The organism is Prosthecobacter sp. SYSU 5D2 (genome assembly GCF_039655865.1).
In the GTDB taxonomy this organism is placed as follows: Bacteria; Verrucomicrobiota; Verrucomicrobiia; order Verrucomicrobiales; family Verrucomicrobiaceae; genus Prosthecobacter.
Genome location: NZ_JBBYXL010000011.1, coordinates 102,251 through 126,979, shown reverse-complemented (window position 1 = coordinate 126,979; position 24,729 = coordinate 102,251). Strand labels below are relative to the sequence as shown.

Annotated in this window: 18 protein-coding genes; 10 read left to right on the top strand and 8 right to left on the bottom strand. The window is 56.9% G+C overall.

All coding sequences use genetic code 11. From position 1 onward, the window contains the following. Positions 1–2 precede the first annotated feature (2 nt). Positions 3–3,959: a PVC-type heme-binding CxxCH protein gene (locus WJU23_RS18800; protein ID WP_346334156.1), complete on the top strand. Its 3,957-nt coding sequence runs from the start codon at positions 3–5 to the stop codon at positions 3,957–3,959. 48 nt (positions 3,960–4,007) lie between these two features. Further along, positions 4,008–5,012, top strand: a complete 1,005-nt coding sequence (locus WJU23_RS18795; protein WP_346334155.1) for a ThuA domain-containing protein — start codon at positions 4,008–4,010, stop codon at positions 5,010–5,012. Positions 5,013–5,063: 51 nt separating this feature from the next. Here WJU23_RS18795 and WJU23_RS18790 read toward each other — a convergent pair whose 3' ends face one another. From WJU23_RS18790 to WJU23_RS18780, 3 genes are all read right to left on the bottom strand, one after another. After that, positions 5,064–5,855 (bottom strand): PIG-L family deacetylase, encoded by a 792-nt coding sequence (locus WJU23_RS18790; RefSeq protein WP_346334154.1) that lies wholly within the window; start codon positions 5,853–5,855, stop codon positions 5,064–5,066. Between the two features lie 105 nt (positions 5,856–5,960). Then, a complete protein-coding gene (locus WJU23_RS18785) occupies positions 5,961–6,707 on the bottom strand; it encodes a zeta toxin family protein (protein ID WP_346334153.1) in 747 nt (248 codons plus the stop codon). A 5-nt stretch (positions 6,708–6,712) separates the two neighbouring features. After that, positions 6,713–7,057, bottom strand: coding sequence for a hypothetical protein (locus tag WJU23_RS18780; RefSeq protein WP_346334152.1), 345 nt, complete (start codon positions 7,055–7,057; stop codon positions 6,713–6,715). Between the two features lie 65 nt (positions 7,058–7,122). Here WJU23_RS18780 and WJU23_RS18775 point away from each other — a divergent pair, with 65 nt between their 5' ends. The 4 genes from WJU23_RS18775 to WJU23_RS18760 all read left to right on the top strand — a co-directional run bounded on the left by WJU23_RS18775 (position 7,123) and on the right by WJU23_RS18760 (position 15,378). Next, the gene (locus WJU23_RS18775; protein WP_346334151.1) at positions 7,123–8,475 is read left to right on the top strand and encodes a hypothetical protein; all 1,353 of its coding nucleotides are present in this window, start codon (positions 7,123–7,125) and stop codon (positions 8,473–8,475) included. Between the two features lie 1,261 nt (positions 8,476–9,736). After that, positions 9,737–11,008 carry a hypothetical protein gene (locus WJU23_RS18770; protein ID WP_346334150.1) on the top strand — a complete coding sequence of 424 codons (1,272 nt, stop codon included), beginning with the start codon at positions 9,737–9,739 and terminating at the stop codon, positions 11,006–11,008. Positions 11,009–11,145: 137 nt separating this feature from the next. Further along, entirely contained in the window at positions 11,146–11,577 is a 432-nt protein-coding gene (locus WJU23_RS18765) for a hypothetical protein (protein WP_346334149.1), read from the top strand. Positions 11,578–11,817: 240 nt separating this feature from the next. After that, complete coding sequence (locus tag WJU23_RS18760) at positions 11,818–15,378, top strand: pyruvate carboxylase (protein WP_346334148.1); 3,561 nt, start codon at positions 11,818–11,820, stop codon at positions 15,376–15,378. Between the two features lie 62 nt (positions 15,379–15,440). Here WJU23_RS18760 and WJU23_RS18755 read toward each other — a convergent pair whose 3' ends face one another. The 3 genes from WJU23_RS18755 to WJU23_RS18745 all read right to left on the bottom strand — a co-directional run bounded on the left by WJU23_RS18755 (position 15,441) and on the right by WJU23_RS18745 (position 18,848). Beyond that, a complete protein-coding gene (locus WJU23_RS18755) occupies positions 15,441–16,532 on the bottom strand; it encodes a hypothetical protein (RefSeq protein WP_346334147.1) in 1,092 nt (363 codons plus the stop codon). An 85-nt stretch (positions 16,533–16,617) separates the two neighbouring features. Further along, positions 16,618–17,280 (bottom strand): superoxide dismutase, encoded by a 663-nt coding sequence (locus WJU23_RS18750; RefSeq protein ID WP_346334146.1) that lies wholly within the window; start codon positions 17,278–17,280, stop codon positions 16,618–16,620. Positions 17,281–17,534: 254 nt separating this feature from the next. Next, positions 17,535–18,848 carry an amino acid permease gene (locus tag WJU23_RS18745; protein WP_346334145.1) on the bottom strand — a complete coding sequence of 438 codons (1,314 nt, stop codon included), beginning with the start codon at positions 18,846–18,848 and terminating at the stop codon, positions 17,535–17,537. Between the two features lie 208 nt (positions 18,849–19,056). Here WJU23_RS18745 and WJU23_RS18740 point away from each other — a divergent pair, with 208 nt between their 5' ends. Next, positions 19,057–19,458 carry a hypothetical protein gene (locus WJU23_RS18740; RefSeq protein ID WP_346334144.1) on the top strand — a complete coding sequence of 134 codons (402 nt, stop codon included), beginning with the start codon at positions 19,057–19,059 and terminating at the stop codon, positions 19,456–19,458. Next, positions 19,427–20,467, top strand: coding sequence for a hypothetical protein (locus WJU23_RS18735; RefSeq protein ID WP_346334143.1), 1,041 nt, complete (start codon positions 19,427–19,429; stop codon positions 20,465–20,467). The genes WJU23_RS18740 and WJU23_RS18735 overlap by 32 nt, the downstream gene beginning before the upstream one ends. 5 nt (positions 20,468–20,472) lie before the next feature. Here the strand turns inward: WJU23_RS18735 and WJU23_RS18730 are convergent, their stop codons facing one another. Together WJU23_RS18730 and WJU23_RS18725 are read right to left on the bottom strand one after the other, a co-directional pair. Then, a complete protein-coding gene (locus WJU23_RS18730; protein ID WP_346334142.1) occupies positions 20,473–21,237 on the bottom strand; it encodes a PEP-CTERM sorting domain-containing protein in 765 nt (254 codons plus the stop codon). 98 nt (positions 21,238–21,335) lie between these two features. After that, positions 21,336–21,803 carry a hypothetical protein gene (locus WJU23_RS18725; RefSeq protein ID WP_346334141.1) on the bottom strand — a complete coding sequence of 156 codons (468 nt, stop codon included), beginning with the start codon at positions 21,801–21,803 and terminating at the stop codon, positions 21,336–21,338. Between the two features lie 211 nt (positions 21,804–22,014). Here WJU23_RS18725 and WJU23_RS18720 point away from each other — a divergent pair, with 211 nt between their 5' ends. Together WJU23_RS18720 and WJU23_RS18715 are read left to right on the top strand one after the other, a co-directional pair. Beyond that, complete coding sequence (locus WJU23_RS18720; RefSeq protein WP_346334140.1) at positions 22,015–22,953, top strand: glucosamine-6-phosphate isomerase; 939 nt, start codon at positions 22,015–22,017, stop codon at positions 22,951–22,953. Positions 22,954–23,649: 696 nt separating this feature from the next. After that, the gene (locus WJU23_RS18715) at positions 23,650–24,720 is read left to right on the top strand and encodes a Gfo/Idh/MocA family oxidoreductase (protein WP_346334139.1); all 1,071 of its coding nucleotides are present in this window, start codon (positions 23,650–23,652) and stop codon (positions 24,718–24,720) included. Positions 24,721–24,729 lie beyond the last annotated feature (9 nt).

Here is a 24,729-nt window from a genome sequence, read left to right as displayed (position 1 = left end):
GCATGAAAATCAGCCTTTCCATTTTCCTCGCCGTGATCGGCCTGGCCGCGCCAGTCAGCGCGCAGGTCGAGTTTAACAAAGGCGATTCCATTGCCATTCTGGGCAATGTCCTGCCTGACCGCTCGCAGCATTATGGCTGGCTGGAGGCGATGATCATCCAGGCGAATGCAGACAAGGACCTGACTTTTCGAAACCTGGCTTTCTCAGGAGATGAGGTGCAGACATGGCATCGCGTGGACAACTTCGGTACGCGCGATGAATGGCTGGCGAAAGTGAAGGCGGATGTCATCTTTGCCTTTTACGGCAACAACGAATCGTTCAGAGGATACGAGGGGCTGGACGAGTTCAGGAAGAACCTGGATACCTTTCTGAAGGAGACAAAGGCGAAGAACTTCAGCGGCCGGGCCTCTCCGCGCATTGTTCTTTTTTCACCCATCGCCCTGGAAAAGCTGGCCAGTCCAAGCCTGCCACCGGTGGATGAAAAGAACACGAATTTGCAGAATTATACCGCTGCCATGAACGAGGTGGCTGCAGCCAATGGCGTGACCTTTGTGGACCTCTTCGCCCCCTCTGCGCAAATCCGGTTAGGCGATCCCATGAGCCTGAACGGCCTGTATCTGAATGAAAAGGGAGACAAAGCCGTGGCTGAAGCCGCCTTTAAATCGCTGGCCGGCCAGGAGGCTCCGCAGGTGAATGAAAAACTGCGCCTGGCCATTGTGGACAAAAACTGGGAGTGGCATCAGCGCTACCGCACGGTGGATGGTTACAATGTTTACGGAGGCCGCAGCGGCCTGGCGTATGCGGCCGGAGTCGGCGGATTTAAGCAGAACGAAAGAACCCCCGAGAAACCCTACATCTCCAATTACCAGGTCATGCAGCAGGAGATGACCCAGCGTGATGTCAAGACCGCCAACCGCGACCTGCGGGTGTGGGCCATCGCCAAAGGCGGAGATCTTGTGGTTAAGGATGACAACCTGCCGCCAGTGGAAAAAGTGCCCACCAACATGCCTGATCCCAAGGAAGGCAAGGAGTTCAACAAGGTGCCGATGACCGGCATGACCTTCACAGAGGACGGTCTGGTGGCCATCCCGGATGCCACGGAAAAGATGAAGGATATCCAGGTGCACAGCGGCATGAAGATCCAGCTCTTTGCCGATGAGAAAATGTTCCCGGAACTGGTAAACCCGGTGGCCATGCAGTGGGATACCCGAGGCCGCCTGTGGGTCAGCGCCTGGCTGAACTATCCTGAGCGCACGCCGACCAGCAAGAAAGGGGACAGCCTGCTCATCTTTGAAGACACCAATGGGGACGGTCAGGCGGACAAGATGACCACCTTTGCTGATGACCTGAACTGCCCCACCGGCTTTCAGATTTATAAAGACGGCGTTATTGTGATGCAGTCACCCAGCCTGGTTTACCTCGCCGATACCGATGGGGATGGCAGAGCTGACAAGCGCGAACGCATCCTCATGGGCCTGTGCGCAGCGGACAGCCACCATGAGACATGCTACCTGAGCTATGACAACGGTGGTGCCATCTATCCCAGCGATGGTGTTTTCCATCGTACCCAGGTGGAGACCATCAATGGCGTGGTACGCAACACCAACGGAGCCATCTACCGGTATGACATCAACCGCAACGAGCTGGAGCGTTTCACCACCAATGCAACGGTGAACCCCCATGGGAAAATCTGGGACCGCTGGGGCAACTCCTATTTCACCGATGCCACCGGCAATGTGAACACCTTTGCCGAGGCCTCCTCATGTTACCTCCCGCGTGAAGGCGGCGGCAGCGCCAAGATGAATCCCTTTTGGGACCGGCCCGCACGTCCGAGTCCGGGCAATGGCATCATCAGCAGCCGCCACTTTCCTGAGGAGTTTCAAAACAACTTCCTGAATTGCAACGTCATCGGCTTCCAGGGCATCTGGCGTGTTAAACTTACGCAAGATGGCTCCGGCATGAAGGGGGAAACGGTGGAGGATCTCGTGAAGGCGGATCCCGCTGCCTACCCGACTTTCCGTCCGGCCTGTGTGAGCGTAGGCCTGGATGGAGCGCTGTATTTCTGTGACTGGTCCAATGCCATCATCGGCCATATGCAGCATCACCTGCGCGACCCGAACCGCGACCAGAAACATGGCCGCATTTACAAGATGACCTATGAGGGCCGCCCTTTGCTGAAGCCCAAGAAGATTCATGGTGAACCCATCGCCAATCTGCTGGAGCTGCTGAAGGAATGGGAAGATATCACCCGGCAGCTCGCCAAGGTGGAGCTGGCCAAACATGACGCCAAGGAAGTGGCAGCCGCGGCCAAAAAGTGGGCGGCGGCCTTGGACAAGTCAGACCCCGAGTATGAGCACCATCGCCTGGAAGCGCTGTGGACGCATCAGTGGGTGGACGTCTTGGATGCAGACCTCCTCAGACAGGTGCTGGCTTCTCCGGATGCCCGCGCCCGTGCCGCCGCCACCCGCGTGCTCAGTTATTGGAAGGACCAGGTGCCCGGTGCCCTGGATCTGCTGCGCGCCGCTGTGAATGATGAAGATCCCCGCGTGCGCATGCACGGCGTGCGCGCCCTCAGCTTTTTCCAACCCAGCCCGGATGCGGAGAAGGCCTTGGAGATCGCTTATGACGTGCTGAAACAGCCGTCGGACTATTACATTGACCACGTCTTTGGCGAGTGCCGCAGAGGGTTGCAAAGCGTGCTGAAATCCAGGCTGCTGCCGAAAGATCCTGAGGCTCTGGCCGAGTACATTTCCAAAAGCAGCGATGCCGATCTCAAAGAGCTGCCGGACATCCAGCCCGTGCTGATGGAAAAGCTGACCCGTCCCAAGCTGCCTGCCGACGTCCGTGCCAATGCCCTGACGGAACTGGTCAAGCTCACCGGCAATGACCGCACGCTGGAGATAGTGAAACTGCTGCAGATCATTGATGCCGCGGGAGGCAGGCTGAATACGACCGGTGAGGAGATCGGCAAGATGCTGGTGCTGGAAATCCAAGGCCACCTGCTGCGCCATCGTGAGGCCATCCTGGCCCTGGCCACCGAGGGCACACAACCCCCGGTCATCCGTGCCGCCTATGCAGCGCTGGTCATCACCGATGCCAGCCCGGATGAAATCTGGCAGGCGAGTACGGGCAAGGCGCGGCTTTATCTGCTGGAATCCATCGCCCAGATCCCGGCCACGAAGGCCTCCCTGCGTGCCAAGTTTCAGCCTCTGCTGACCGCGCTGCTTGCGGATGGCAAAGCGGATGCCGCCACCCTGCGCGCGGTGTTGGCCGCACTGCCGCTGATGAGTCCGACCCAGGCCTCGGCCAACTTCGCCATTGCTGCGGACCATCTGATCGCCGGCAAGGAACGCACTGCAGCGGCCAAGGCGCTGCTGAAGTTCCCCAAAAAGAACTGGGATGCCGCCAAGGCGAAGCCGCTCACCGACAGCGTCCTCGCCTTTGCTAAAACCGTGCCTCCGGCTGACCGCTCCGGCCAGGACTATGTGGAGATCATCACCGCCGCCAAGGAGATGGCCGCCCTCCAGGGGGATGCCGCCGAAACGGTGCTGAAAGCCCTGAGCGCCGTCAGCGTGGATGTCTTCATCGTCCACACCGTGCATGAGCAGCTGCGGTATGACACGACCAAGCTCACGGTAAAGGCGGGCCGCTCCTTTGAGGTCATCTTTGAAAATGATGACGTCATGCCACATAACTTTGTCATCGTGTCGCCAGGAAAGCATATGGACATCGGCAATGCCGCCATGACCATGACCCCTGACAAGGTGGACAAGCAGGGCCGCGCCTACCTGCCCGCCAAGTTTGAAAAGGACATCATCGCCGCCACCCGGCTGCTGGAGCCCGGCCAGAAAGAGCAGCTCAAAGTCCGCGCCCCCAGCCAGCCCGGCGACTATGAATTCGTCTGCACCTTCCCCGGCCACGCCCTCATCATGTGGGGCACGCTGACGGTGACGAAGTGATTTTTAGCTGCACCCTTTTTCCATCCCATCCATCCGCCCATATCCCTTATGATCCGCCGTACTTTTCTGACCCTGGCCGCCGCGCTTCTATTCAGCGCCTGTTTTGCTGCCGATGACTTCCTGAGCTACGAACCCAAAGGCGAGGCCAAGGGCAAGCATGTCGTCCTGCTGGCCGGGGATGAGGAATACCGCAGCGAGGAGGCCATGCCCATGCTCGCGCGCCTGCTCAGCGAGCGACATGGCTTCAAGACCACGGTGCTGTTTTCCGTGGATGCGGAGGGAACCGTTGACCCCACAGCGGGAGGTAGCCTGACGAATCCGGCGGCACTGGATTCTGCGGATGCCATCATCATGCTGTTGCGTTTCCGTAACTGGGACGAGGCCACGTTGGGCAAGTTTGATGCAGCGGTGAAGCGTGGCATTCCGATCGTGGCCCTGCGCACCAGCACCCATGCCTTTTCGGGCATCCCGAAGGACAGCCCCTATGCCGCCTGGAACTGGAACCAGGACGGCGGCTGGGGCAAAAAAGTCCTGGGCGAGACCTGGGTGAGCCACTGGGGCAAGCACAAGTTCGAGGCCTGCGAGGGTGTCATCGAAGAGGCAAACGCAACTGATCCGCTTCTGCGTGGCGTGACCGATGTCTTCGGCACCAGCGATGTCTATGAAGCCTATCCGCCCGCCGATGCGAAGATACTGATGCGCGGTCGGGTGCTCAAAGGCATGACTCCCGATTCCGGACATGCGGATCACGTCAAACCCCGCGCCACCGACAAGAAGGAGCAGCCCGTGAACGATCCCATGATGCCCATCGCCTGGACCCGCCTGGTGAAAAATGGGGCAGGCACGGAGAACAAAGTGCTCACCACCACCATGGGCGCCGCCACCGATCTCACCAACGAAAGCCTGCGCCGCCTTGTCGTGAACGGTGTTTATTGGGGTCTTGGCCTCGAGGTCCCCGCGCAAGCGGATGTCTCCCTGGTCGGTGATTACACCCCCACCGCTTACGGCTTCAAAGGCTACAAGCAAGGGGTGAAGGTGACCGATTTAAAGTGAGTGCCGAAGCAGGGAAGGGGGCTGAACGGGTCGAGGTCTGAAGCCAAGGGTTCAGACCTTCAGCCACGCCTCATAGTCTCCATTGATCACGCAGTCCTCCCCCAGCGCGTCTTGGAGCGGATCCACCGCATTTGCGCTGAAGCCCAGGTGCAGATGCCGCCGCCAGCCTTCGGCATACTTAAACTGCCCGGACAGCTCCCCCACCTTCAGTGAGGCCTCGTCCATGCTGACCAGGTAGGAGTCCATTCCTTGGGTCACGTCCAGCCAGTCCTTCTGGCAGGCATGGGCTGCCAGCGCCTCGCGTTTGGTGGCATGCACCTTCGTCGTGTTCACATACGCCCCGGCATGGATGCATTTGCGCAGCGGATCACACAGCCCGTGCGGCATCGCATGATACACCGTCACATCATGCAGAAAGGAATCGCGCGGCGGATCCGTCACAAAATTCTGGATCGGATGCGCAAACGCCGCCGTGCATGCCAGCCGTTGCGCATTCTGGTGGTCCTCCATGTAATCGGCGGGGGAATGCGTCAGCACAATCGTCGGCTTCACCTCCCGCACCACCGCCGCCACCTTGCGCAGCAGCGGCACACTGTAAACCAGCTCCAGATCATCCGCGATCGGCGGATAAAACTTAGCCCCCAGAATCCGCGCCGCCTCCTCCGCCTCCGCCAGCCGCGTGCGCGCCGTCGTCGGCCCGTCCATTTCCACCGATCCGCCATTCCCCGTGCACATGTTCATGTAGTGCATGTCCCAGCCGCGCTCCTTCAGCAGCAGCATCGTGCCGGCGGCCACGAATTCAATGTCATCAGGATGGGCGAATAAGGCGAGTACAGAGGGCATAAAGGATGAATACCATGCTACGTCACAATTCCCATCCACTTGTCACACATTCACATGCGTACGAACTGGTTTTGTTCCCATGGACGCCACGTGCCTTTCATTCAGTCAGCCGCCCTGGGCCTTGTCGAGCACCGCCCTTTTGAACCACGCCGGGATCTGCTCCGTCTTAAACTCCATGCGGCTGCCGTCCGTGATCTCTGCCAGCCACGTATGCGTGTTGTCAGCATTGTCGGTCGAATTGTCAAAGATGTAAGCCCGGTGCGTGTAGCGGATGGCCTCCATCAGCAGTTCCAGCGAACGGTAATATCGTTTCACCACAAGATCAGCAGGTACATCATGCCCATTGAGCTTCACCCGGTTCTCCACCCGCGAGATGTTGATGGCCGGATCATCCGTGGCCACGTAGTAGAGATAAGTCCGGTAGCCAGCCTCTTGGGCCTGTTTCAGCATATCCACTTTGCTCGGGTGGGACATCACCGTTTCAAAGGTAAAATTCATCTGCATCTGCAGCAGTTTCTTGCGCAAAAAAGCCGTCGTCACAGAGGCCAGGTACGAGTCCATCCCTCCACCTGGAAAATGCAGCCGATGATCCTCAAAGCGTAATGCTTCAGCCGCTGCGGATCGTCCTTGCTGCTTTAGCAAAGCCGACTCCTGGAAAAACGGCAGGATCTCCTCCACCGTGGTTTCAACCCCAAATGCCTGGAGATCTAAAAATCCGAGGTGCTTCACGCCTGTTTCGATTTCATCGGCGTTCAGATAAACCCCCAGGAGAGGTGTCGGCAGATAGGACTTCAGAACACTTTTCCCAGAACCATTCGGCCCGGCAAACATTCGCATTCGGAGGGCCTCCATGCGGCTTAACGAAGGATATAAACTTTCTTCAGATCCACCTGCACCGGCGGGTCGATTTCCTTCAGCTTCCTTTTGGTTCCGTCCGGAAAGACCCGAAAGACAAAGCCACCTTCAGACTGGAGCACACTCTGGCCAGATTCCAGAACCCGTCTACGGGCGGCAGCAAACGCCTCCGTGGACAAGGAGGGAAACTGGTTCTCAAGCCTTTGAATCTCCAGATGTGACATGGCGTGTCTTTCCTTGATAATCTGAATATACCCTACCTCGGCTTCCTGGCAACCAACACCTGAACCTCGACAGAGTCTTCTCGCATCACTGGAGCGACCAAGAATATCGACCTGAAGCTGCACGCAAAGAGGCACAAAACCCGCCTCCCCTGAAAGCTTCCCTCCCGGCCCCACGTCACCTCTGCCTTATGCACGCACCGGCCTTCCTGTCTCGCATGGGCGTTCACGCCTGGCTCATCCTCGGCCTCTCGCCCTTCGCCGCCCTCGCCGATGAGCTGCCCCAGCCGCCCGTCGCTGCCCGCGAGAACTGGCAGGCCGCCGCCGCCGCTCATGCCCACATCCTCTCCCAGGTAAAATGGACCCCTGTGGCCGGCACCATGCCGTCGCGAAAAGGCGGCTTTTTCCAGCAGGGACAGGAATACACCGGCGTCCCCTATTCCAGCGTCAAGTCGGAGGGCCGCTACATCGGCTTCGACATCAACCTGCGCACCTTCCTGGCCGCCGTCCAAAACCCGCTCAGCGTCCTTTATTCGGAAAACCTCGCCGACAAGACCCCGAACTCAGCCGGCTTCTACGGCACCGTCTGCTCCTCCTTCACCAGCTATGCCCTGCAGTGCGCCATTCCTGAGGTCAGCCGCCGCCACGGGCCAGGCGTCGGCCAGGGCGTGGAGCTTGTCCAGCCGCAGACCGCGCAGGCCGCCCAGGTCGGTGATGTCATTTACACCCCCCATGCCTCCGCCACCTCCGGCTCCCACATCGAAATGGTCACCGCCGTCACCAAAGATGAGCAGGGCCAGGTCGTCTCCGTCCTGGTCGAAGAAAGCCGTCCTCCCACCACCAAAACCACCCAGCGCAGCCCTGCCGACTTCGCCGCCCACCTGGCACTTAAAAACAAACAGCTTTTCCGCATCACCGATCTCGATGCCTGGAGGGGCAGCAACCGCGCCGAATCCCTCCTCTTTCCCAACTACTTGTTAGACGCCACCCCACCGCAAATCAACCGCACCCTCCTGCTCGACCTCGGCGACTGGGTGCCTTATCAAAAAGGCCAGCCAGTCAAAATCAACGTCATGGACCACGATGCCCTCGGCGTCAAAACCCTCGTCATCAGTCGCAATGGAAAACCCGTGGAAGAGATCCCCCTCACCCGTCCCGGCCTGGTGGAACGCACCTTCACCACCTGCGGCAACTACACCGCACACATGGTTAGACCCGACGGCACCCCCAGTCCTGCCTGCCAGTTCGCCATTGCCGACCTCCACCTCCGCCTCCCCCCCGGCACCGCCCCAATAGAGAAGGATTGGACCGTCCACTTCACCTCCGAAAACATCGAGATCGCCGCCATCTATCTCTATAACGAAGCCGACAGCTACGGCCGCCACCCCCTCGTCCTCACCCCCGAGCAGCGCCGCCAAGGCCAAGCCACCATCCCCGCCCACCTGCTAAAAAAACCCGGCACCCTCCAAGTCTGGCTCATCGGCCAGCACCCCCTCGGTCGCCTGAAAATCCGCCAGGACATCCAGGTCACCCGCAAAAGCTGATCCGATTTAGCCTCAATATGGGCAATCCCGGAATCTCAGCATGGAGCACGGGCGTCCCGCCTGTGTCTGACAGCGTCCATGGGATTAAAACCGTCTGAGACTGGCAAAAAGTTGTTTGGTAAAAAATGGAAAACATCCCCCTCTTTATCTTTTACCAGACATCTTTTTGCCATCCGTTTTGCCGTTGTTGACGCGAGCCGGAGGTGCCGTGCCCTGCGGGGAGTGGAGATGGACCACGCCCTTGCGGGCGCAGCGACGCAAGGGGAGCACACGCGCCCCCGCGTGTTCCGTGGTGCGCCCTCGCGCCACGGCCTTCCAGGTACCCTCTGAAGGCACACCCCCCGATAGCTGAACCTCATGGAGCTTCGACGGAAGGCGGGGGCGCCTTCCCTAGCACGCGAGGGCGCGTGCGCTCCCCACCCGCCTCGCTCAACCTGCACCGTTGGGTAACAGTTTGCTGTCGCGAAGCGACATTTGATCCGTAGCCGGGGCGTTTTTAACCCCCGGAATGATGTCGGCGATTTCGCTTTCCAAGGGGTGCGTCACGAAGTGACGCCTGAACCCGGCCAGATGACGATATCCTGTCAAAAAGGACGCGACTACTCCTGGTTCTGTTGTCAGATGGGTGAGATACGAGTGAAAGTTCATATCTGACAAGAATCGCTTCCTGAACCCGTTTTTGGATGCCGGAGGCATCCCCGCAGGTAGCCAGGAGTAAGCGAAGCGCACTCCTGGTAAAGGGCTCAACCCTCGTTCTCAAGGTCGCATCCCAGAGGGATGCCAGCGGTGTACCTCTCGGTTGAAAATGCTGCCAGACAGCAATTCCAGACCCCACGCTATCCCCTTTTATCCCCCAGCCCCAAAGGGGCGAAACAACGAAGCCCAGGGCAAGCGTAGCGCAGCCCTGGGGAAGGTGCCGCACCTCCTAAAGGACCCAGAGCCCCAAAAGGGCGAGACACCCCGCCCACGCTCCCACCCCTCATCCTGATCTTCAAAATATTACCTGACCCCGCTACCCCCAATTCTCTCTCCCACTGGATCGCAGCGCTTGCACCGTCATCCACCCACCATCAAATCGATGCCGCCAAACGCGCACACGCCGGAGTCAGTAATTCATGAAATAATTGCTGATAATCAACACTTTGAACTCAAATTCTCACCATTCGCCTAGCACCTTATCGAATATTACAAAAACAGTATTCTATTAAGAATAAATAAAATAATATTGATCAATAAAATATTGATGTAATAAGATGAATATATGAGCCCCGAATCTCCCGCTAGAAGACTTGTAGCAGCGCTTCATCAGTACGCCGAAGAACTTGAGGCAATCAAAGTTTCTCTTGAGGGCTCTATGATGCTCTTCACCTATATTACCATGGAGAAAGAGCGAGAAATGAAAGAGTTCGCTCAAAAGTATGGAACTGAAGTTGAAGATACTGAGGAGCTACTCCGATTTAACATCCCTCCTTCCAAAATATCAGACTACCGACGTCTGAATTCGCAACTTATGAGCATGAGATCGGCTCATCGGCTGATGCCTCGAAATTTACTAGTGGCTTTGGTATGCACCTATGATGCATTTCTTGGGAAATTGATACGATTTATCCTCGAAGTTCAACCTTCGATCTTGGATTTATCTGAACGGCAATTATCATTTTCGGAACTCCAGAATTTTGAAAGTATTGATGCGGCACGTGAGTTTATTATCGAAAAGGAAATTGAAACAGTTCTGAGAAAGAGTCATATCGACCACTTTAAGTGGCTAGAGAAAAAATTGGAAACTCCTTTTAATAAAGGACTGGAAAGTTGGCCGAACTTTGTAGAACTCACAGAAAGGAGAAATCTTTTTGTACATACGGACGGAAAAGTTTCATCGCAATATCTTAAGGTTTGCGGTGATCATAAATGTAATATCGATCAGGGAACAGTTATTGGGACGACGCTTGGAATGCCAAGTGGTTATTTCGATAATTGCTATAATTGCCTCTATGAGATAGGGATTAAACTTGCTCACGTCGTTTGGCGTAATTTATTGAAAGATGATCTAGTTAATATCGACACTAATCTGAACGACATGTCTTTATCCCTCATTGAGAAAGGTAATTATCAAATATCCATAAAGGTTTTAGAGTTTTTCACTCAAAACCAAATGAAACATAAAAGTGACGCTTCAAAGAGAATTATGGTTATTAATCTAGCTCAGGCATATAAATGGAATGGGCAAGATGAAGCATGTTTAAAGCTTCTAGATAAGCACGATTGGTCTTCTTCAATGGGTAAGTTTAGCCTTGCAGTTGCTGTGTTGAAGGACGATTGGGATGTGGCTTTCGAATATATGAAAAAGCTAAAACATGACTCTGATTTCGATAAAGTTTTTTACAAATCCTGGCCTCTTTTTAAGAGGCTTAGAAAGCACGAAAAATTTCCTGAAATCTACCAAGAATGCTATAACGAGCATTTCGAGTCTCGAGAAGAGTTACTTACTTCGGAAAATCCATCAGATAAGATGCCAGGCAAGAATGGTACATAGTTAAGCGCAAAAACTGCACTCGGCCCCTCATTGTCCGTTGGTTAACTGTTAGAAATTTATGCAGTCACGATAATTTTCCAGGTAAGCTATTTATGGTTAATCAAATTTAGTTTTTGATTAGCACTGCAATAAAATACATGAAAACAAGCCTTAAAGTGAAAATCTTGGAAGCATTTGAATCGGAGTTCGGATTCATGAACGATAAATTTGAAATTATGGATTTGCTTTCAAATAACTCGTCAATGGATTATGAGATAATAGATGGTTTGAAGCTCCCTTCGGAAGTTAATAATATTGTCTGGCATCCAGGGGTATATTTTTTTATTGGCAATGATTCTTTGTATCGTGTCGGAGTTAGTATGAACAACAGCAGGGCTAGGGTTATGCAGCACCTTGATGCATGCACAATGAATAGTGAGCATGGAATTTGGGATATTGATAAATTTGATGACAAAGCGATTTTGTTAATCAATGTGAAGAATAAAATCGACAGGCATTGGTTATTGGCTATCGAGGCATTTTTTGAAATAAATTTTCATCCTAAGATTAGGGCAGGAAGAATCGGGTGATCTTGGAGGAAAAGCTCAGCCCCCCTGACCCGAATTTCGAATTCGGCGGCCTCTCCATAGAGGGTTCGTTGGGCTTTTCCCAGCCTAGATCCGTCATGCTGCCCCCGAAAACATTGCAAGTTTTCCGGCCATTCACGCGACTGCATCATGAAATTAAGCCGCTGCAATCCGCTCCAAGCCTTGCAAAAGCATCGCAGACGTTGAAAATCGCCTGTCTTTACCTTTCCCAACCCACCAACCATGTCCAAAAAAGCCGCCGCCAAAGCCCCTCGCCCCGCGCCTCCTGCCTCGAGTCCTCCTGCCGCCAAGGGCGGCATCCGGCCGATCAAGAAGCTGATGGTGGCGAACCGTTCCGAGATCGCCATCCGCGTGATGCGGGCGGCCACGGAGTTGGGGCTGAAAACGGTGGGCATTTATGCGGCGGAAGACCGGTTTTGCCCGCATCGCTTCAAGGCGGACGAGGCCTATGAGCTGAACAAAAACAAAGGCCCCTTGGGTGCCTATCTGGACATCGAGGGCATCGTCACCCTGGCCAAGGAAAAGGGCGTGGATGCCATCCACCCGGGGTACGGTTTCCTTTCGGAGAACCCCCAGTTCGCCCAGGCCTGCGCGGATGCGGGCATCATCTTCATTGGCCCGGAGGCCAAGATCCTCGACATGATGGGGGACAAAACCGCCGCCCGAAACGTCGCCCGCAAAGTCAAGGTGCCCATCCTGGAAGGCACGGACGACCCGGTCAGCGACCGCAAGGAGGCTGTGGCCATCGCCAAGAAGATTGGCTTCCCGCTCATCATCAAGGCCGCCTTTGGCGGTGGCGGGCGCGGCATGCGGGTGGTGCGTGAAGCCAAGGACCTGGAAAAGCTCCTGGACGAAGCCCAGACGGAAGCCCTGCGTTCCTTCGGCAACGGAGCCGTGTTCCTGGAAAAATTCGTCGGCAAGGCCAAGCACATTGAGGTGCAGATCCTGGCGGACAAGCATGGCAACGTTTTGCATCTGCATGAGCGCGACTGCTCCGTGCAGCGCCGCCACCAGAAGGTCATCGAGCAGGCCCCCAGCTACGGTTTGAAACAGGAGGTCATTGACGGCCTGTGCGATGCCGCTGTGAAACTGTCCAAAGAGGTCAACTACACCCACGCCGGCACCGTCGAGTTCCTCGTGGACCACGAAACTGGCGAATGGTTCTTCATCGAGATGAACCCGCGCATCCAGGTGGAGCATACCGTCACGGAAGAGATCACCGGCATTGACATCGTCCGCAGCCAGATTCTCATCGCCCAGGGTTACCAGATCCATCAGGAGCCGCTGGCCCTGCCACCGCAGGACCAGATCGAAAAAAGCGGCTTCGCCATCCAATGCCGCATCACCACGGAAGATCCTGAAAACGGCTTCACACCCGACTTCGGCAAGATCCTCACCTACCGCAGCCCCGGTGGTTTTGGCGTCCGTCTGGACGGCGCGCTCGGCGCGACGAATGCGGTCATCACTCCCTATTATGACTCCATGCTGGTGAAGATGACGGTCTATGGCCGCACCTATCAGCAAGCGCTGGACCGCATGGACCGTGGCCTGCGTGAGTTCCGCATTCGCGGGGTGAAGACCAACATCCCGTTCCTGATGAACGTGGTGCATCATGAAGACTTCAAGACCGGCCAGGCCACCACACGCTTCATCGATAACAACCCGGACTTGTTGAAGTTTGTCGCCCGCAAGGACCGCGCTTCCAAGCTGCTCAACTACCTTGCGGATACCATCGTCAACGGCAACCCGTTTGCCAAAGGCCACAAGATCAACAAGGCCTTCCTGGGTGCGCCCATCCCTCAGTGGGACCACAAGGTGGAGCCGGCCCATGGCACCAAGCAGATCCTCACCGAGATGGGGCCGGAGAAGTTCTGCAAAGACTGGATCGCCAAGCAGAAGCGCCTGCTCATCACCGACACCACCATGCGCGATGCCCACCAGTCCCTGCTGGCGACCCGCATGCGCACCTTTGACATGCTGGCCGTGGCGGATGCCGTGGCTCGCCGCACGCCTGACCTTTTCTCCCTGGAAATGTGGGGCGGCGCGACCTTCGATGTAACCATGCGCTTCCTCCGCGAAGACCCCTGGGAGCGCCTGCGCGACATCCGCGAAAAGGTGCCTAACATCCTGCTGCAAATGCTTTTCCGTGGCAGCAATGCTGTGGGTTATACCAACTATCCGGACAATGTGGTGAAAGGCTTCATCAAACATGCCGCGCAGAACGGCATGGACATCTTCCGCATCTTCGACAGCCTCAACTACCTGCCCAACCTCACCGCCGCCATGGACGCCGTGCGCGAGGACACGACTTCCATCTGTGAGGGCACTCTTTGTTATACCGGCGACATCCTGGACCCGAAACGCGACAAGTATGATCTCAAGTACTACGTCCGTCTGGCCAAGGAGCTGGAAAAAATGGGCGCGCACATGCTCTGCATCAAGGACATGGCCGGCCTGGTGCGCCCCTATGCCGCCAAGAAACTCGTCAAGGCACTGAAGGACGAAGTGGGCATCCCCATCCACTTTCACACCCATGACACCAGCGGCCTGAACGCCGCCAGTATCATCGAGGCCGCTGAGGCCGGTGTGGATGTATGCGATGCCGCCATCGCCTCCATGTCCGGCGGCACCAGCCAGCCGAACCTGAACTCCATCGTCGCCGCCCTCCAGCACACCCCGCGCGATACAGGCCTCGATACCGCCGCCCTCCAGGAGTTCAGCGACTACTGGGCCGCCGTCCGCGCCTTCTATAAGCCCTTCGATACCAGCGAGCCCTACGGCACCGCCGAGGTCTATCTCCACGAGATGCCCGGCGGCCAATACACCAACCTCAAGGAACAGGCCATCGGCATGGGCCTGGGGCCACGTTGGCCGGAGATCGCCCACGCCTATGCGGAGGTGAACCAGCTCTGCGGTGACATTGTTAAAGTGACCCCTTCTTCCAAAGTCGTCGGCGACCTGGCCATCGAATGCGTAGCCCGTGGCGTGAAGCCTGGCGACATCTTCCAGCTTACCGGCACCAAGTGGAGCAAGGACGTCACCAGCATGTTCGAAGGCTGGCTGGGCGAGCCCTTCTACGGCATGGAGGCTGACAAGGCCGCCGACAGCCGCAAGAAGTGGAACTCCCTGGCCGATGCCATCGTCGGCAAAGGCGGCAAGCGCATCAAAGGCCGCCCCGGCACCCACGCCGCCAAGGTGAAGCTGGAGGACGTGCGCGCCGAGCTGGAAACCAAGATGAAGAAGAAGCCCAGCGAGGACGATGTCTGGAGCTACCTCATGTATCCGGATGTGTTTCTGAAGTTCGCCGAGTTCCGCAAGACCTATGGCGACATCTCCGCCCTGCCCACCCCGGCCTATTATTATGGCGTGCAGCAGAAGGAAGAGATCAACATCGAGCTGGAAGCTGGCAAGACCCTCTTTGTCCGCCTGCTCAACATGACCGAGCCCGATGCCAACGGCCAGCAGACTGCCATCTTTGAGCTCAACGGCTACCCACGCCACACCACGGTCACGAACAAGGCCCTCGCGGTCAATGCCGTCTCCAAGATCAAAGCCGATCCCGCCGATGCCTCCCAGGTCGGAGCCCCGATGCCCGGCATGGTCGCCAGCATCGCCGTCAGCGTCGGCCAGAAGGTGAAGGAGGGCGAGACCCTCGTCACCCTCGAAGCCATGAAGATGTTCGCCGCCGTCTCTGCCCCGAAGGCCGGGACTGTGGAGGAAATCTGCGTGAAGATCAGCGAGAGTGTCGAGAGCAAGGACCTGCTCGTCAGGCTGGGCAAGTAGGCTGCATTATCCTTGGATGCCGCCGGTCTGTTTAGACCGGCGGCATCTTCATATCCGGCTATTCACTCCTCCACCGGCTGGGCTTTTGGAACCGCGCGGTAGGCGGTGCCGACAATAAGGGATGAAATGCCGGGCCTCCACTGGTATCCGACCCCGAAGGGCAGGTCACCGGAAACGGCGGCCTTAAAGGCTTGGTCGAGATCGGTTTGGAAGTGCTGTTTGAAGAGCTCAATGGGGCCGGGATAGTTGCCATAGAGACTGACCATCCACTGGTTGGGGTCGAAGTATTTCAAAGGGATGCCGCTGTCGTCTTCAATGAGGTTGCGGCTGTTGGCTAACAAAAAGTTACGCACGCTGCTAAACTCATCCATGTGCATGAGGTAGGAGGCGGCTTTGACAAAGGCATTGCCCTGGCCCTGCTTTTTGCAGAACTCCATGTAGCCCGGATTGTTCTTGATGCCCCAGTTGGAGAGGTCGGTGGTGAAGTAGTAAAGGGTCTGATTGCGCCCGCTGCGGCCGATGAAGCTGATCTTCACGCCAGGAGTCTTGGACTTGCCGCTGGTGAGGTTGCCGGCATCGTCCAGTTTGACGAGTTCTGCATCCGTGATGCGGCAGCCGGCGCGGGCCAGGAAGACATACAGGACAGGGATAGTGCCGCTGAGCTGCGTCTGGCTGAGGTCGTTCTTCATGTCGGCGGTGATGAAGAAGCTGAAGCTGAGGATGGAGTTCAGGGCCGTGCGCAGGTTGCCCAGCGCTGCGGCCCGGGTATCAGAGCTGAGGGCGGTGACCTCCGGCAGGCTGCCGACAGGCTCGCGCCCGCAGAGGATGTAGGTGCTGGCGTTGGGAAAGAAAGCATTGGCATAGAGGAAGTCGGGTCCGCTGAAGGTATAAAACAGCGGGCTGGTATCCTCATAGATGTGGTTCAACGTGTTCGGCATCCACAGGCGGATGTTGGCGAGCTGGCGCTCCTCCAGGTCCAGCCAGGCCCGGTGAAAAGAGGAGGCATGGACCTGCCAGGATTCTTCGCGGGCCTCCGGCTCCAGCTCCGTGGCATCTACGGCCAGACCTGCCAGGAAACGGGCCTGATGGTCAGGCGGAGCGGCGGCCTGGAGTGAGAAGGACAGGCATAGCAGGCTGAGGAGAAGTCTTTTCATGCGGTGGGGGAAAGCGTGGCTGTGCTGATTATACAGCAGCAGGCCCGCCAGCCTTGCCAGAAGAAATCCAGAGGGGTGAAGCGGTTCAGGCTTTAGCGGTGACGATGCCGTAGGCGCGGTCCACGAATTTCCAGTTCACCAGCTTCCACCAGGCATCAATGTACTGCTCGCGGTCATCTTTGAACTGCTCGTAGTAGCTGTGCTCCCAGAGGTCCAGCGCCAGGATGGGGCGGCCGCTGTTCTGCCAGGGCACATGGTCCTTCATCAGAGGATTGTCTTCATTTGACGTGCTGCTGGCAATCAGGCAGCCGTCCTGCCGGTAGGTCAGCCAGGCCCAGCCGGAGCCATTGCGATTCATCGCCACTTCCTTGAAGACCTGACGGAACATGCGCTCACTGCCAAAATCCTCCTGAATGGCGCGGCTGACACGGCCATTGGGGCTTTTGGGTCCTTTTCCTGGCGGGCAGAGGAAACGCCAGAAAGCGGTGTGATTGATGTGACCGCCGCCTGCACGGCGGATGGACTGAACGGTTCTGTTGGAGGCAGTCTGCGGAGGCTGGAACGACTGGCCCAGGCTGGCAAGACGGCCAAGCGGCATGCGGGAGTCCGTGCGCTGTGGCAGAATGACCCGGTCCATTCCAGGCATCAGAGAGACGACATTACCGACGGTCATGCCTTCTGCTGCAAGAGTGTTTTGCAAATCAAGGAGCAGGCTGGCATGGTGCTCTTCATAATGGCGGCGCAGCATGCTGGCTTTCATATAGGGCTCCAATGCCTCAAAAGCGAAAGTCAGCGGCTCTTGCTTCAAGGGAACACCCATTCGAGCGTTCGGGATTCCTGATTCTGCGTAAAGACTGCCTGCCAGAGCAGAGATGGATGCATTGATAAATCCTCGACGCGAAATGCTCATATTTAATGAATGGAACCGAGTTTAGCAAAATTCGAAAAAAAGGAGCAATAAGTAATTCATTTATCGTTGTAATTTTGTCTAATGCTGATCACCTAACTTTCGTTTTCTTGCATTTTGCCTTTTGGAGAGACGAAGTAAATCAACAAGCCCACCCCAATCGTGGCCAGACCGGCGAGGGATTCTTCAGGGCGCTCTTGCCAGACAAAGATGAGCATCCACAGGCTGATGCCCAGGAAAATGAGCGGCGTCAAAGGGTAGCCCCAGCAACGGACAGGACGTGGAAGATCAGGCTGCGTCCAGCGCAGAATCATCATGCCGAGAACGGTGGCAAAAGAGCAGAGCTGAATGCTGAACTGGACGTAATTCAGCACGGAATCAAAGGTGGAGGTGAGCAGCAGCGTCACCACGATGAGCAGTTGAAAAATTAAGGCGGTGACCGGGACATCGCGGGAGGATTTTTTCGCAAACGGACGAAGTAGCACCAGATCCTGCCCCATGGCCATGGTGACACGCGGCCCCACCCAGGTCATGGCACTGATGCTGGAGACCAGCCCCAGGCAGATGAGGCCGGACATGAGGTTGCCGCCCAGCTTGCCAAAGATAAAATCCGCCGCAATATGGCCCACCTCATTCTTGCCTTCCAGCTCGCTGATGGGGGCGGCGTACAGGAAAACGGCATTCAAGGCCACGTAAAGAACAGTGACCAGGCCGGTGCCCAGGGCGATGGCCTTGGGGACATTGCGGGCCGGGTCGCGGATCTCGCCAATGATGTAGGTGGCAGCATTCCATCCGGCATAGGAGTACATGACGTAAACTAGGCTGATGGCAAAGGCACTGCTGGTGAGGAGCGCACCATCCCCCTCCACCGGTGTGAAGGAAATAGGCTGATCACCACCGAGGATGGCCCCGGCGATGATGAAGACAAGAATCAGGGTGACCTTGCCCCAGGTGGCCAGGTTTTGAAACCGCGCCGCCACCTGGATACCGAAAAGATGGATGAGGGTGACCGCCACGGAGACGCCGATGGAGAGCTGCAGGGCGGACGCTCCGGGAAAGATGCCGGTGTAATATTTGCCAAAGGCCATGGCCGCCAGCGCGATCGGCGCGGCAAAACCGACGGTGGAAGACAGCCAGCCCGCGACAAAACCTGCGGCAGGATGAAAGATGCGGGAGAGGAAATGGTATTCCCCGCCGGAACGGGGCAGAGCGGCAGCCAGCTCACCATAGGCCAGAGCACCGCAAAAGGCGCAGAGTCCGCCCACGGCCCAGAGGACCACAATGGCAAATCCTGAAGGCAGCCCTCCCACCTGATAGCCCAGGCTGGTGAAGACCCCTGTGCCAATCATGTTGGCCACGACTACAGCAGTGGCGGTGAGGAGAGAGACGCCAGGGCGGGAAGAGGACATGGGAGTTATGATTTAGGATTGATGGCTTATGATTTTCGCATGTCCTCTGGGTAACTATCGAAGCGGCTCGGCGCTTGGCAAGCAGCGGAAAGCCGGCTCCCAGCCACTTTTTGAACATATCAGGCTAGGATTTGCAAATGTGCCGGAACTGGCCATAATTTCCATAGCGCAATCCCCTATGCCTTCCTTTTTTTCATACGTCTTGGGCGTGAGCCTTCTCGGGGTCACCTCATTTCAAGCCGTCGCCCAGTCCCGAATCCCTTCTCATCAGCGGCAGGAAAGCGGACGTGAGGCCAGGGATTTTGAGGAACGGAGTGAGCATGACGACCTGCAAGCGGCCGCCCGCTACTGGTATGAAAGCCGGAATCCGAAACAGCTCCCGGAAATGGAAAAGGCGCTCGCCGGAATCCTGCCTCTGGCACTGACCCAGTCTCCCTGGGTCACCAGTCTGCCCACTTGGGAAGAGGCGCACTGTCACCAGGCCTATCATGATGCCGGGGCCATCCTTCTGGCCAAATGTTACGCCCTCCTCTATTACGGCCGGGTGGAAGAAGCCAGGTCTGCACTGGAACTGGTGGATGCCAGGTTTCCTCACGCCTTGCTGCTATAGTACCGTCATCCAGGTGCGCAAAACGCTGCGTTATCATGAGCAGGCCTGTGCCCTTTATGCAGGCATCATCACAAAGAAGATGGACGTTTTTGTCTTCCCGCCAGAGCGTGATGAATTTGATGCAGGCGCGCAGCGCAAGGCCTGTGAAGACATGGCCATGCTGCGGCTGAAGGAAGGCGATTACGACTCGCTGGAACACTACGCCATGCAGGCCCGGGTACGCCAGTTGAAGACAGCCTCCGGCCAGTGGGTGTCGGAGCTGATTTATCGTGGCATGCACCCGCTGGAAAATGAACAATGGTCATCCTCAGCCTGGGAGGAAATGGGAGACCGGATCCAAGAGTGGCGCAAGTCCAAGCCCACCTCCATCGACGCACGCATCGGAGAAATGGTCTATGAAATCTACCAAATGGTCAGATTTCCGCCGCCGGACAGGCCAACCAGGAAGGCCTTGCTGGCCCGCCAGAGGAAGAAGCTGGAAGAGGTCGGCCCTGTAAGCCCCATCATCCCCCAGTTGCAGATGGTCATCAGCATCACCCTCAAGGAGGACCTCAGCATCGCCGCAGGAAACTTTCACGCGGGTTATGAAAAATTTCCAGACTATCCGAGCAGCCTGATGGTCATGTTTTTGCGCCTCATGTATGACCCCAACGGCCAGACGTTATGCAAACAGTTTTTGGAGCATCTGGCCGCCTCCGATCATCCTGAATCCATGGCGATCCTTCTGGCCGCGTTGCCTCCTGAGCTTGGCCCATTGTTGAATGTGTGGGTGGACATCCCCAAGCTGGAAACCTCCATCCGGCGCACGCTTGAACTTTATCCTCACAGCCTGGAGGTGCGCAATGACCTTGGCCGCCTGGCCGTGATCCTGAAAATGCCAGACCTCGCCCGTGAGGTCATGGTGCCTGTCGGCCAGCGATGGGACCGCACCAAATGGAAAGGCATGGAAGAGCAGGCCGTCAGTGTCACTGAAGAAACCTCCCCAACGACCAGGAGGGTCAAAACCTGACTCGGCTAACGGCGGCGGCGGGTGAGCAGGAAGCCGAGGGCGAGGAATGAGAGCAGGGCGCGGGAGGGTTCCGGTACGGAGGCAATGCCATCGAGCGTGGGGCTGTTGCCGCCGGTGAGGGAGATGCGGGTGGTGCTGAAGACAAAGCGGTCAATCGCGACGCCAGCCTCGCGATTGGCAATGGTGAAGGTGACATCAAGCGGATTTTCCTCGCTGGCGCCGGAGACGACGTAGCTGTGCACGGTGGAAACTGGTGAGAGGGTGGCTTCATCCCAGTAGAAAAACTGGCCTTCATTGGGATTGGGGCTGGCGTTGTTGGCAGGTCGGTGGCCCTGGTTGGACAGGCCCTGGTTGTACCAGTCAACGTCCGCACCCCCTCCCGAGGTGTCATCAATTCCAAAATTACGGGCCACGTAAAACGAATCTTCGTTTCCATAACTGGCAGCGTCATTGACGGTGCGGTCATACATGGAATAGCGCGTGTAGAGGTAATAGGTGCCATCCGTTGTAAACTGGAGATCATAGGTGACGAAGGAGGTGAGCCCGCCGCCGCCGCTGTTATAAATGGCGTCTCCTACGGCATTGGTGCCGTCTGGAAGGGTCACGGTGCCGGTGGTGGTGCTGATGGTGGACCAGTTGGCGTTGTTCTTGGTCGAATAGTCTTCGGCCTCAAAGGCAAAATAGCCTGCGTCCTGCTGAAGCAAGGTCGCAGAATAGGCAAAAGGTGTGGCAAAGAGGGCAATCAGGCAGCCCAGGAAGGATCTATGCATCGGCATACAAATCATGGGGGAAGAGCGGATTCAATTATCCTTTTCTTTACATCAAGAGTCCGAGGATGCTGTGCTCATGGAATCCGCAGCGAACGGATTCACCGGGATGGCGACGCACCGAAGGCACGCTCGGCGGCTTCCAGGCGGAGGAGCTCGACCTGATGAATCTGGCGGTGGGCGTCTGACTGAAGATGGGGGAGGTCCAGGCCCGTTTCCACGCATTGCAGGGAGCGCCAGAGGCGTAGCTTGCCTTCAATGCCCAGAACGAGGGCTTCCAAGGTCTGGAGGATGTCAAAGTCATCTGGGGAGGTGTTGACCTTCAGTTCGAGCGCTTTTTCTGCAATCCAGGCTCCGGCTTTCTTCAACGGACTTTCCTTGGCCTCGAACCTGTCCATCAGGTCTCTGAGAAGCTGCTGGTCGTATTCCACCTCTGTTTTGAGCGTGCGGATCTGGACGGCTTCCGGGCGCTTTCCATAAACGGCCATGAGATGATCCAGCATCTGGATGGCTGCGACGGAACCGGCGAGATGGTCTGTGAGGTACGTGGTGAGGCTGGTGGTATTCACGCAGGAATATCGTATGACGATGCGAGGTTGCGCGTAAAAGGCAGCCCGGGCAAAACCGGGTGTTATCACAATAAGACAGCCCTTGCGCAGGAACGCGGAAGTTTTCGGGCTTGGCAAAGCGGCCGTTGGGCGACAAACTGGAGAATCCTGGTGCGTTTGTCTTATTTAGACGCGTCTGTCATTTTGCAATCTCACATCCCGAACTGAACCTATGCCACGCAAACTCAGCCACATCGCCCCCGACTGGTGGGACTACACCACGCTCGACAATGATCTCATCAATGATGCGGCGCGCCTGACGGAGCGGGACCTGCGCCAGCTTTCCCGCCCTGGGTTCAAGGTGGTGATGTATGATACGCTGGAGGATTTTTACCTGGCGGAAGCGCTGGAATACATCCATGCCTGGAAGCAGGCGACGGCGGACAACCCGGCGGGCATTTGCGGCCCGGTGGGACCGACTGAGCAAATGCCGCTGGTGGCCCGGCTGGTCAATGACCTGGGCATTTCCATCAAGGACGGCCATTTCTGGGGCATGGACGAATGGTATGATCCGGAGACGAAAAAAGAGGTCTCCATGGAGCACCCGCTGTCCTTTGAGAAAGCGGACCGTGAGCTGTGCTTCGACCGAATCCAGAAAAAGCTGGTGATGCCGGATGCGCAGATGCATTTCCCGAAGGCGGATGTGACGGAGTATGTGAAGAGCTGGCACTCCGGCGTGCGCTGCATTGTGATGCAGGGCGGGCAGGGGGACATCAAGCACTGGGCCTTCAACGATCCCCTGAAGCGCACGGGCAAATGGAAGACTGAGCCGCCATCGCCCGCAGAATACCGGAAGCTGGGCACCCGCATCGTGGACCTGCACCCGGTGACGCTTTCCCAAAATGCCCGTACTTCCGGCGGCGGAAACATCACCATGGTGCCGCAGATGGCCATCACCGTGGGGCCAAAGGAAACCTGGATGGCGGAGAAGGTCAGCATCTGGCAGGCCGGTATGCATGACAACCCCCTGGGCCAGCGGCTGACGGCGCTAATGATCTCCAAGAGGCTGGCGGATGCGGCGGTGCCGATGTCCCTGCTGGCGGACCACCCGAATGTGCAGTTCAATTATTTCCGCGGCGGGCTGGGAAGCTGCGCTGTTGAGATGCACTGAAGCTGACCTCCTTATGATGACCGTCCAGTTCCTTCGGGCTGGGCGGTCTTTTTTTGGGTTGAAAGCTCGCTATGTCAGGGGGTGGCACGACTTTTGAAGCTGGGTTGTTAAATTTTGTAGCTTCTTGTCAGCACACGCTGACAAGATTCTCTGCACATTGTGAAGAAAGCTGCTGTCAACAGGCGTTTAGCGCCTTTTTTGCGTACCCATTTTAGGCGTTGGAGTTGCTGAAATAATCCTTGAAAGGCACAATTTTTCACCTCGCCAGCGAAATTGCATTTTGCATCATTGTTGGGCCGGGATCCTTTAACCATGGGTGGCACGGAAACAAAATAGTTGGATCTGCTGGCAAATAATGTTTCAGAATGGATAACACGTATTCGAAATAATTGCAACAACCACTTGGTAATGAACAAGTTAAGTGATGGAAATAGAACCCTGTGGCAATTTTTGGATGGCGGCGGGCTACGTGCCAATCTTGTCACCAGCCGCTATGGCATAATGACCGCTCAACGTTGATTCTCTGTGGATTGCCAAGGTTTGAGGCTCAGCAAAAGAAGCACCAGGGGAGTTTTTTCTTTCCGTTTGTGAGCACTGTGAATAACTTGTGAATTGATGTTGTTAACCAGGGCATTTTTTGCGAAGAAGAAGCCCGGACCGCCATGGATGGCAGCTCCAAAATGTTGAAACTGAACCATGAAACGCTGGCGAATCGCAGGAATAAATTTTGAACATTTTCACATGGGTGATTTGTTGCGCCAGGCTTCTGCGCACCCCAATGCGGAGGTGGTTGGTATCTGTGATGAGGAGCCGGAGCGGATGCAGGGGGCGGTGAAAAATTTCGGGCTGGAGGCTGACCAGGTTTTCACCGACTACCGGGCCTGTCTTGAGCAAACGAAGCCGGATATTGTCGTGTTATGCCCGGCCGCATCCAAACACGGGGAGTGGGTGGAAAAAGTGGCTCCGTATGGGACGCATCTGTTAATGGAAAAACCCTTTGCCGCGAGCCTCGCTGAGGCGGATGCGATGGTGGCGGCGATGACACCCACGGGAAAGGTGCTGGCGGTGAACTGGCCGCTGGTGTGGGATGCCGGGCAGCAGACCGCCCACCGCCTGATCCTGGAGGGACTGATCGGCGAGGTGCGTGAATTCCATCACCACGGGGGCAACCGGGGGCCGCTGTATCACGGGGCAGACAAGACGGAGCATGAGCCAACCGCTGCGGAGAAGGCGGCAAGCTGGTTTTACAGCCGTGAGCAGGGCGGGGGATCCCTCCTGGATTACATGGGCTATGGGGCGACGCTGGGCACCTGGCATCTGGGTGGGAAATCCCCGCTGGAGGTCACCTGCACCTGGGACCACCCGAACGGACTGGAGGTGGATGAGCATAGCATCACGGTGATCCGCTATGCAGGTGGTTTGAGCAAAACGGAGACACGCTGGGGGACCTTTACGGATCCCTGGACATTCCAGCCCCAGCCGAAGTGCGGGTTTGTGCTGAGGGGGACCGATGGGACGATTTCCTGCTACGATTATGAGAAGACGCTGAGGGTGCAGACTGCTAAGCGGCCGGAGGGATATGAGGTGCCTGTGGATGAGATCGCTGCCCCAAACCGCAATCCCATCGAACATTTAATCCATTCGCTGGAGACGGGAGCACCGCTGATCGGGCCGCTCAGCCTGGAAATCAGCCGCATCGGCCAGCAGATTGTGGACACCGCGTACCTGAGTGCGCAGGAAAAGCGGACACTGCCTCTGCTGGGTTGATTCTGTCAG

What these genes read in the sequence shown, in the direction of transcription:
- WJU23_RS18800 (WP_346334156.1), top strand. Translation starts at nt 3, where the DNA reads ATGAAAATCAGCCTTTCCATTTTCCTCGCCGTGATCGGCCTGGCCGCG.
- WJU23_RS18795 (WP_346334155.1), top strand. Translation starts at nt 4,008, where the DNA reads ATGATCCGCCGTACTTTTCTGACCCTGGCCGCCGCGCTTCTATTCAGC.
- WJU23_RS18790 (WP_346334154.1), bottom strand. Translation starts at nt 5,855, where the DNA reads ATGCCCTCTGTACTCGCCTTATTCGCCCATCCTGATGACATTGAATTC.
- WJU23_RS18785 (WP_346334153.1), bottom strand. Translation starts at nt 6,707, where the DNA reads ATGGAGGCCCTCCGAATGCGAATGTTTGCCGGGCCGAATGGTTCTGGG.
- WJU23_RS18775 (WP_346334151.1), top strand. Translation starts at nt 7,123, where the DNA reads ATGCACGCACCGGCCTTCCTGTCTCGCATGGGCGTTCACGCCTGGCTC.
- WJU23_RS18770 (WP_346334150.1), top strand. Translation starts at nt 9,737, where the DNA reads ATGAGCCCCGAATCTCCCGCTAGAAGACTTGTAGCAGCGCTTCATCAG.
- WJU23_RS18765 (WP_346334149.1), top strand. Translation starts at nt 11,146, where the DNA reads ATGAAAACAAGCCTTAAAGTGAAAATCTTGGAAGCATTTGAATCGGAG.
- WJU23_RS18760 (WP_346334148.1), top strand. Translation starts at nt 11,818, where the DNA reads ATGTCCAAAAAAGCCGCCGCCAAAGCCCCTCGCCCCGCGCCTCCTGCC.
- WJU23_RS18755 (WP_346334147.1), bottom strand. Translation starts at nt 16,532, where the DNA reads ATGAAAAGACTTCTCCTCAGCCTGCTATGCCTGTCCTTCTCACTCCAG.
- WJU23_RS18750 (WP_346334146.1), bottom strand. Translation starts at nt 17,280, where the DNA reads ATGCTGCGCCGCCATTATGAAGAGCACCATGCCAGCCTGCTCCTTGAT.
- WJU23_RS18745 (WP_346334145.1), bottom strand. Translation starts at nt 18,848, where the DNA reads ATGTCCTCTTCCCGCCCTGGCGTCTCTCTCCTCACCGCCACTGCTGTA.
- WJU23_RS18735 (WP_346334143.1), top strand. Translation starts at nt 19,427, where the DNA reads ATGCCAGGTTTCCTCACGCCTTGCTGCTATAGTACCGTCATCCAGGTG.
- WJU23_RS18730 (WP_346334142.1), bottom strand. Translation starts at nt 21,237, where the DNA reads ATGCATAGATCCTTCCTGGGCTGCCTGATTGCCCTCTTTGCCACACCT.
- WJU23_RS18720 (WP_346334140.1), top strand. Translation starts at nt 22,015, where the DNA reads ATGCCACGCAAACTCAGCCACATCGCCCCCGACTGGTGGGACTACACC.
- WJU23_RS18715 (WP_346334139.1), top strand. Translation starts at nt 23,650, where the DNA reads ATGAAACGCTGGCGAATCGCAGGAATAAATTTTGAACATTTTCACATG.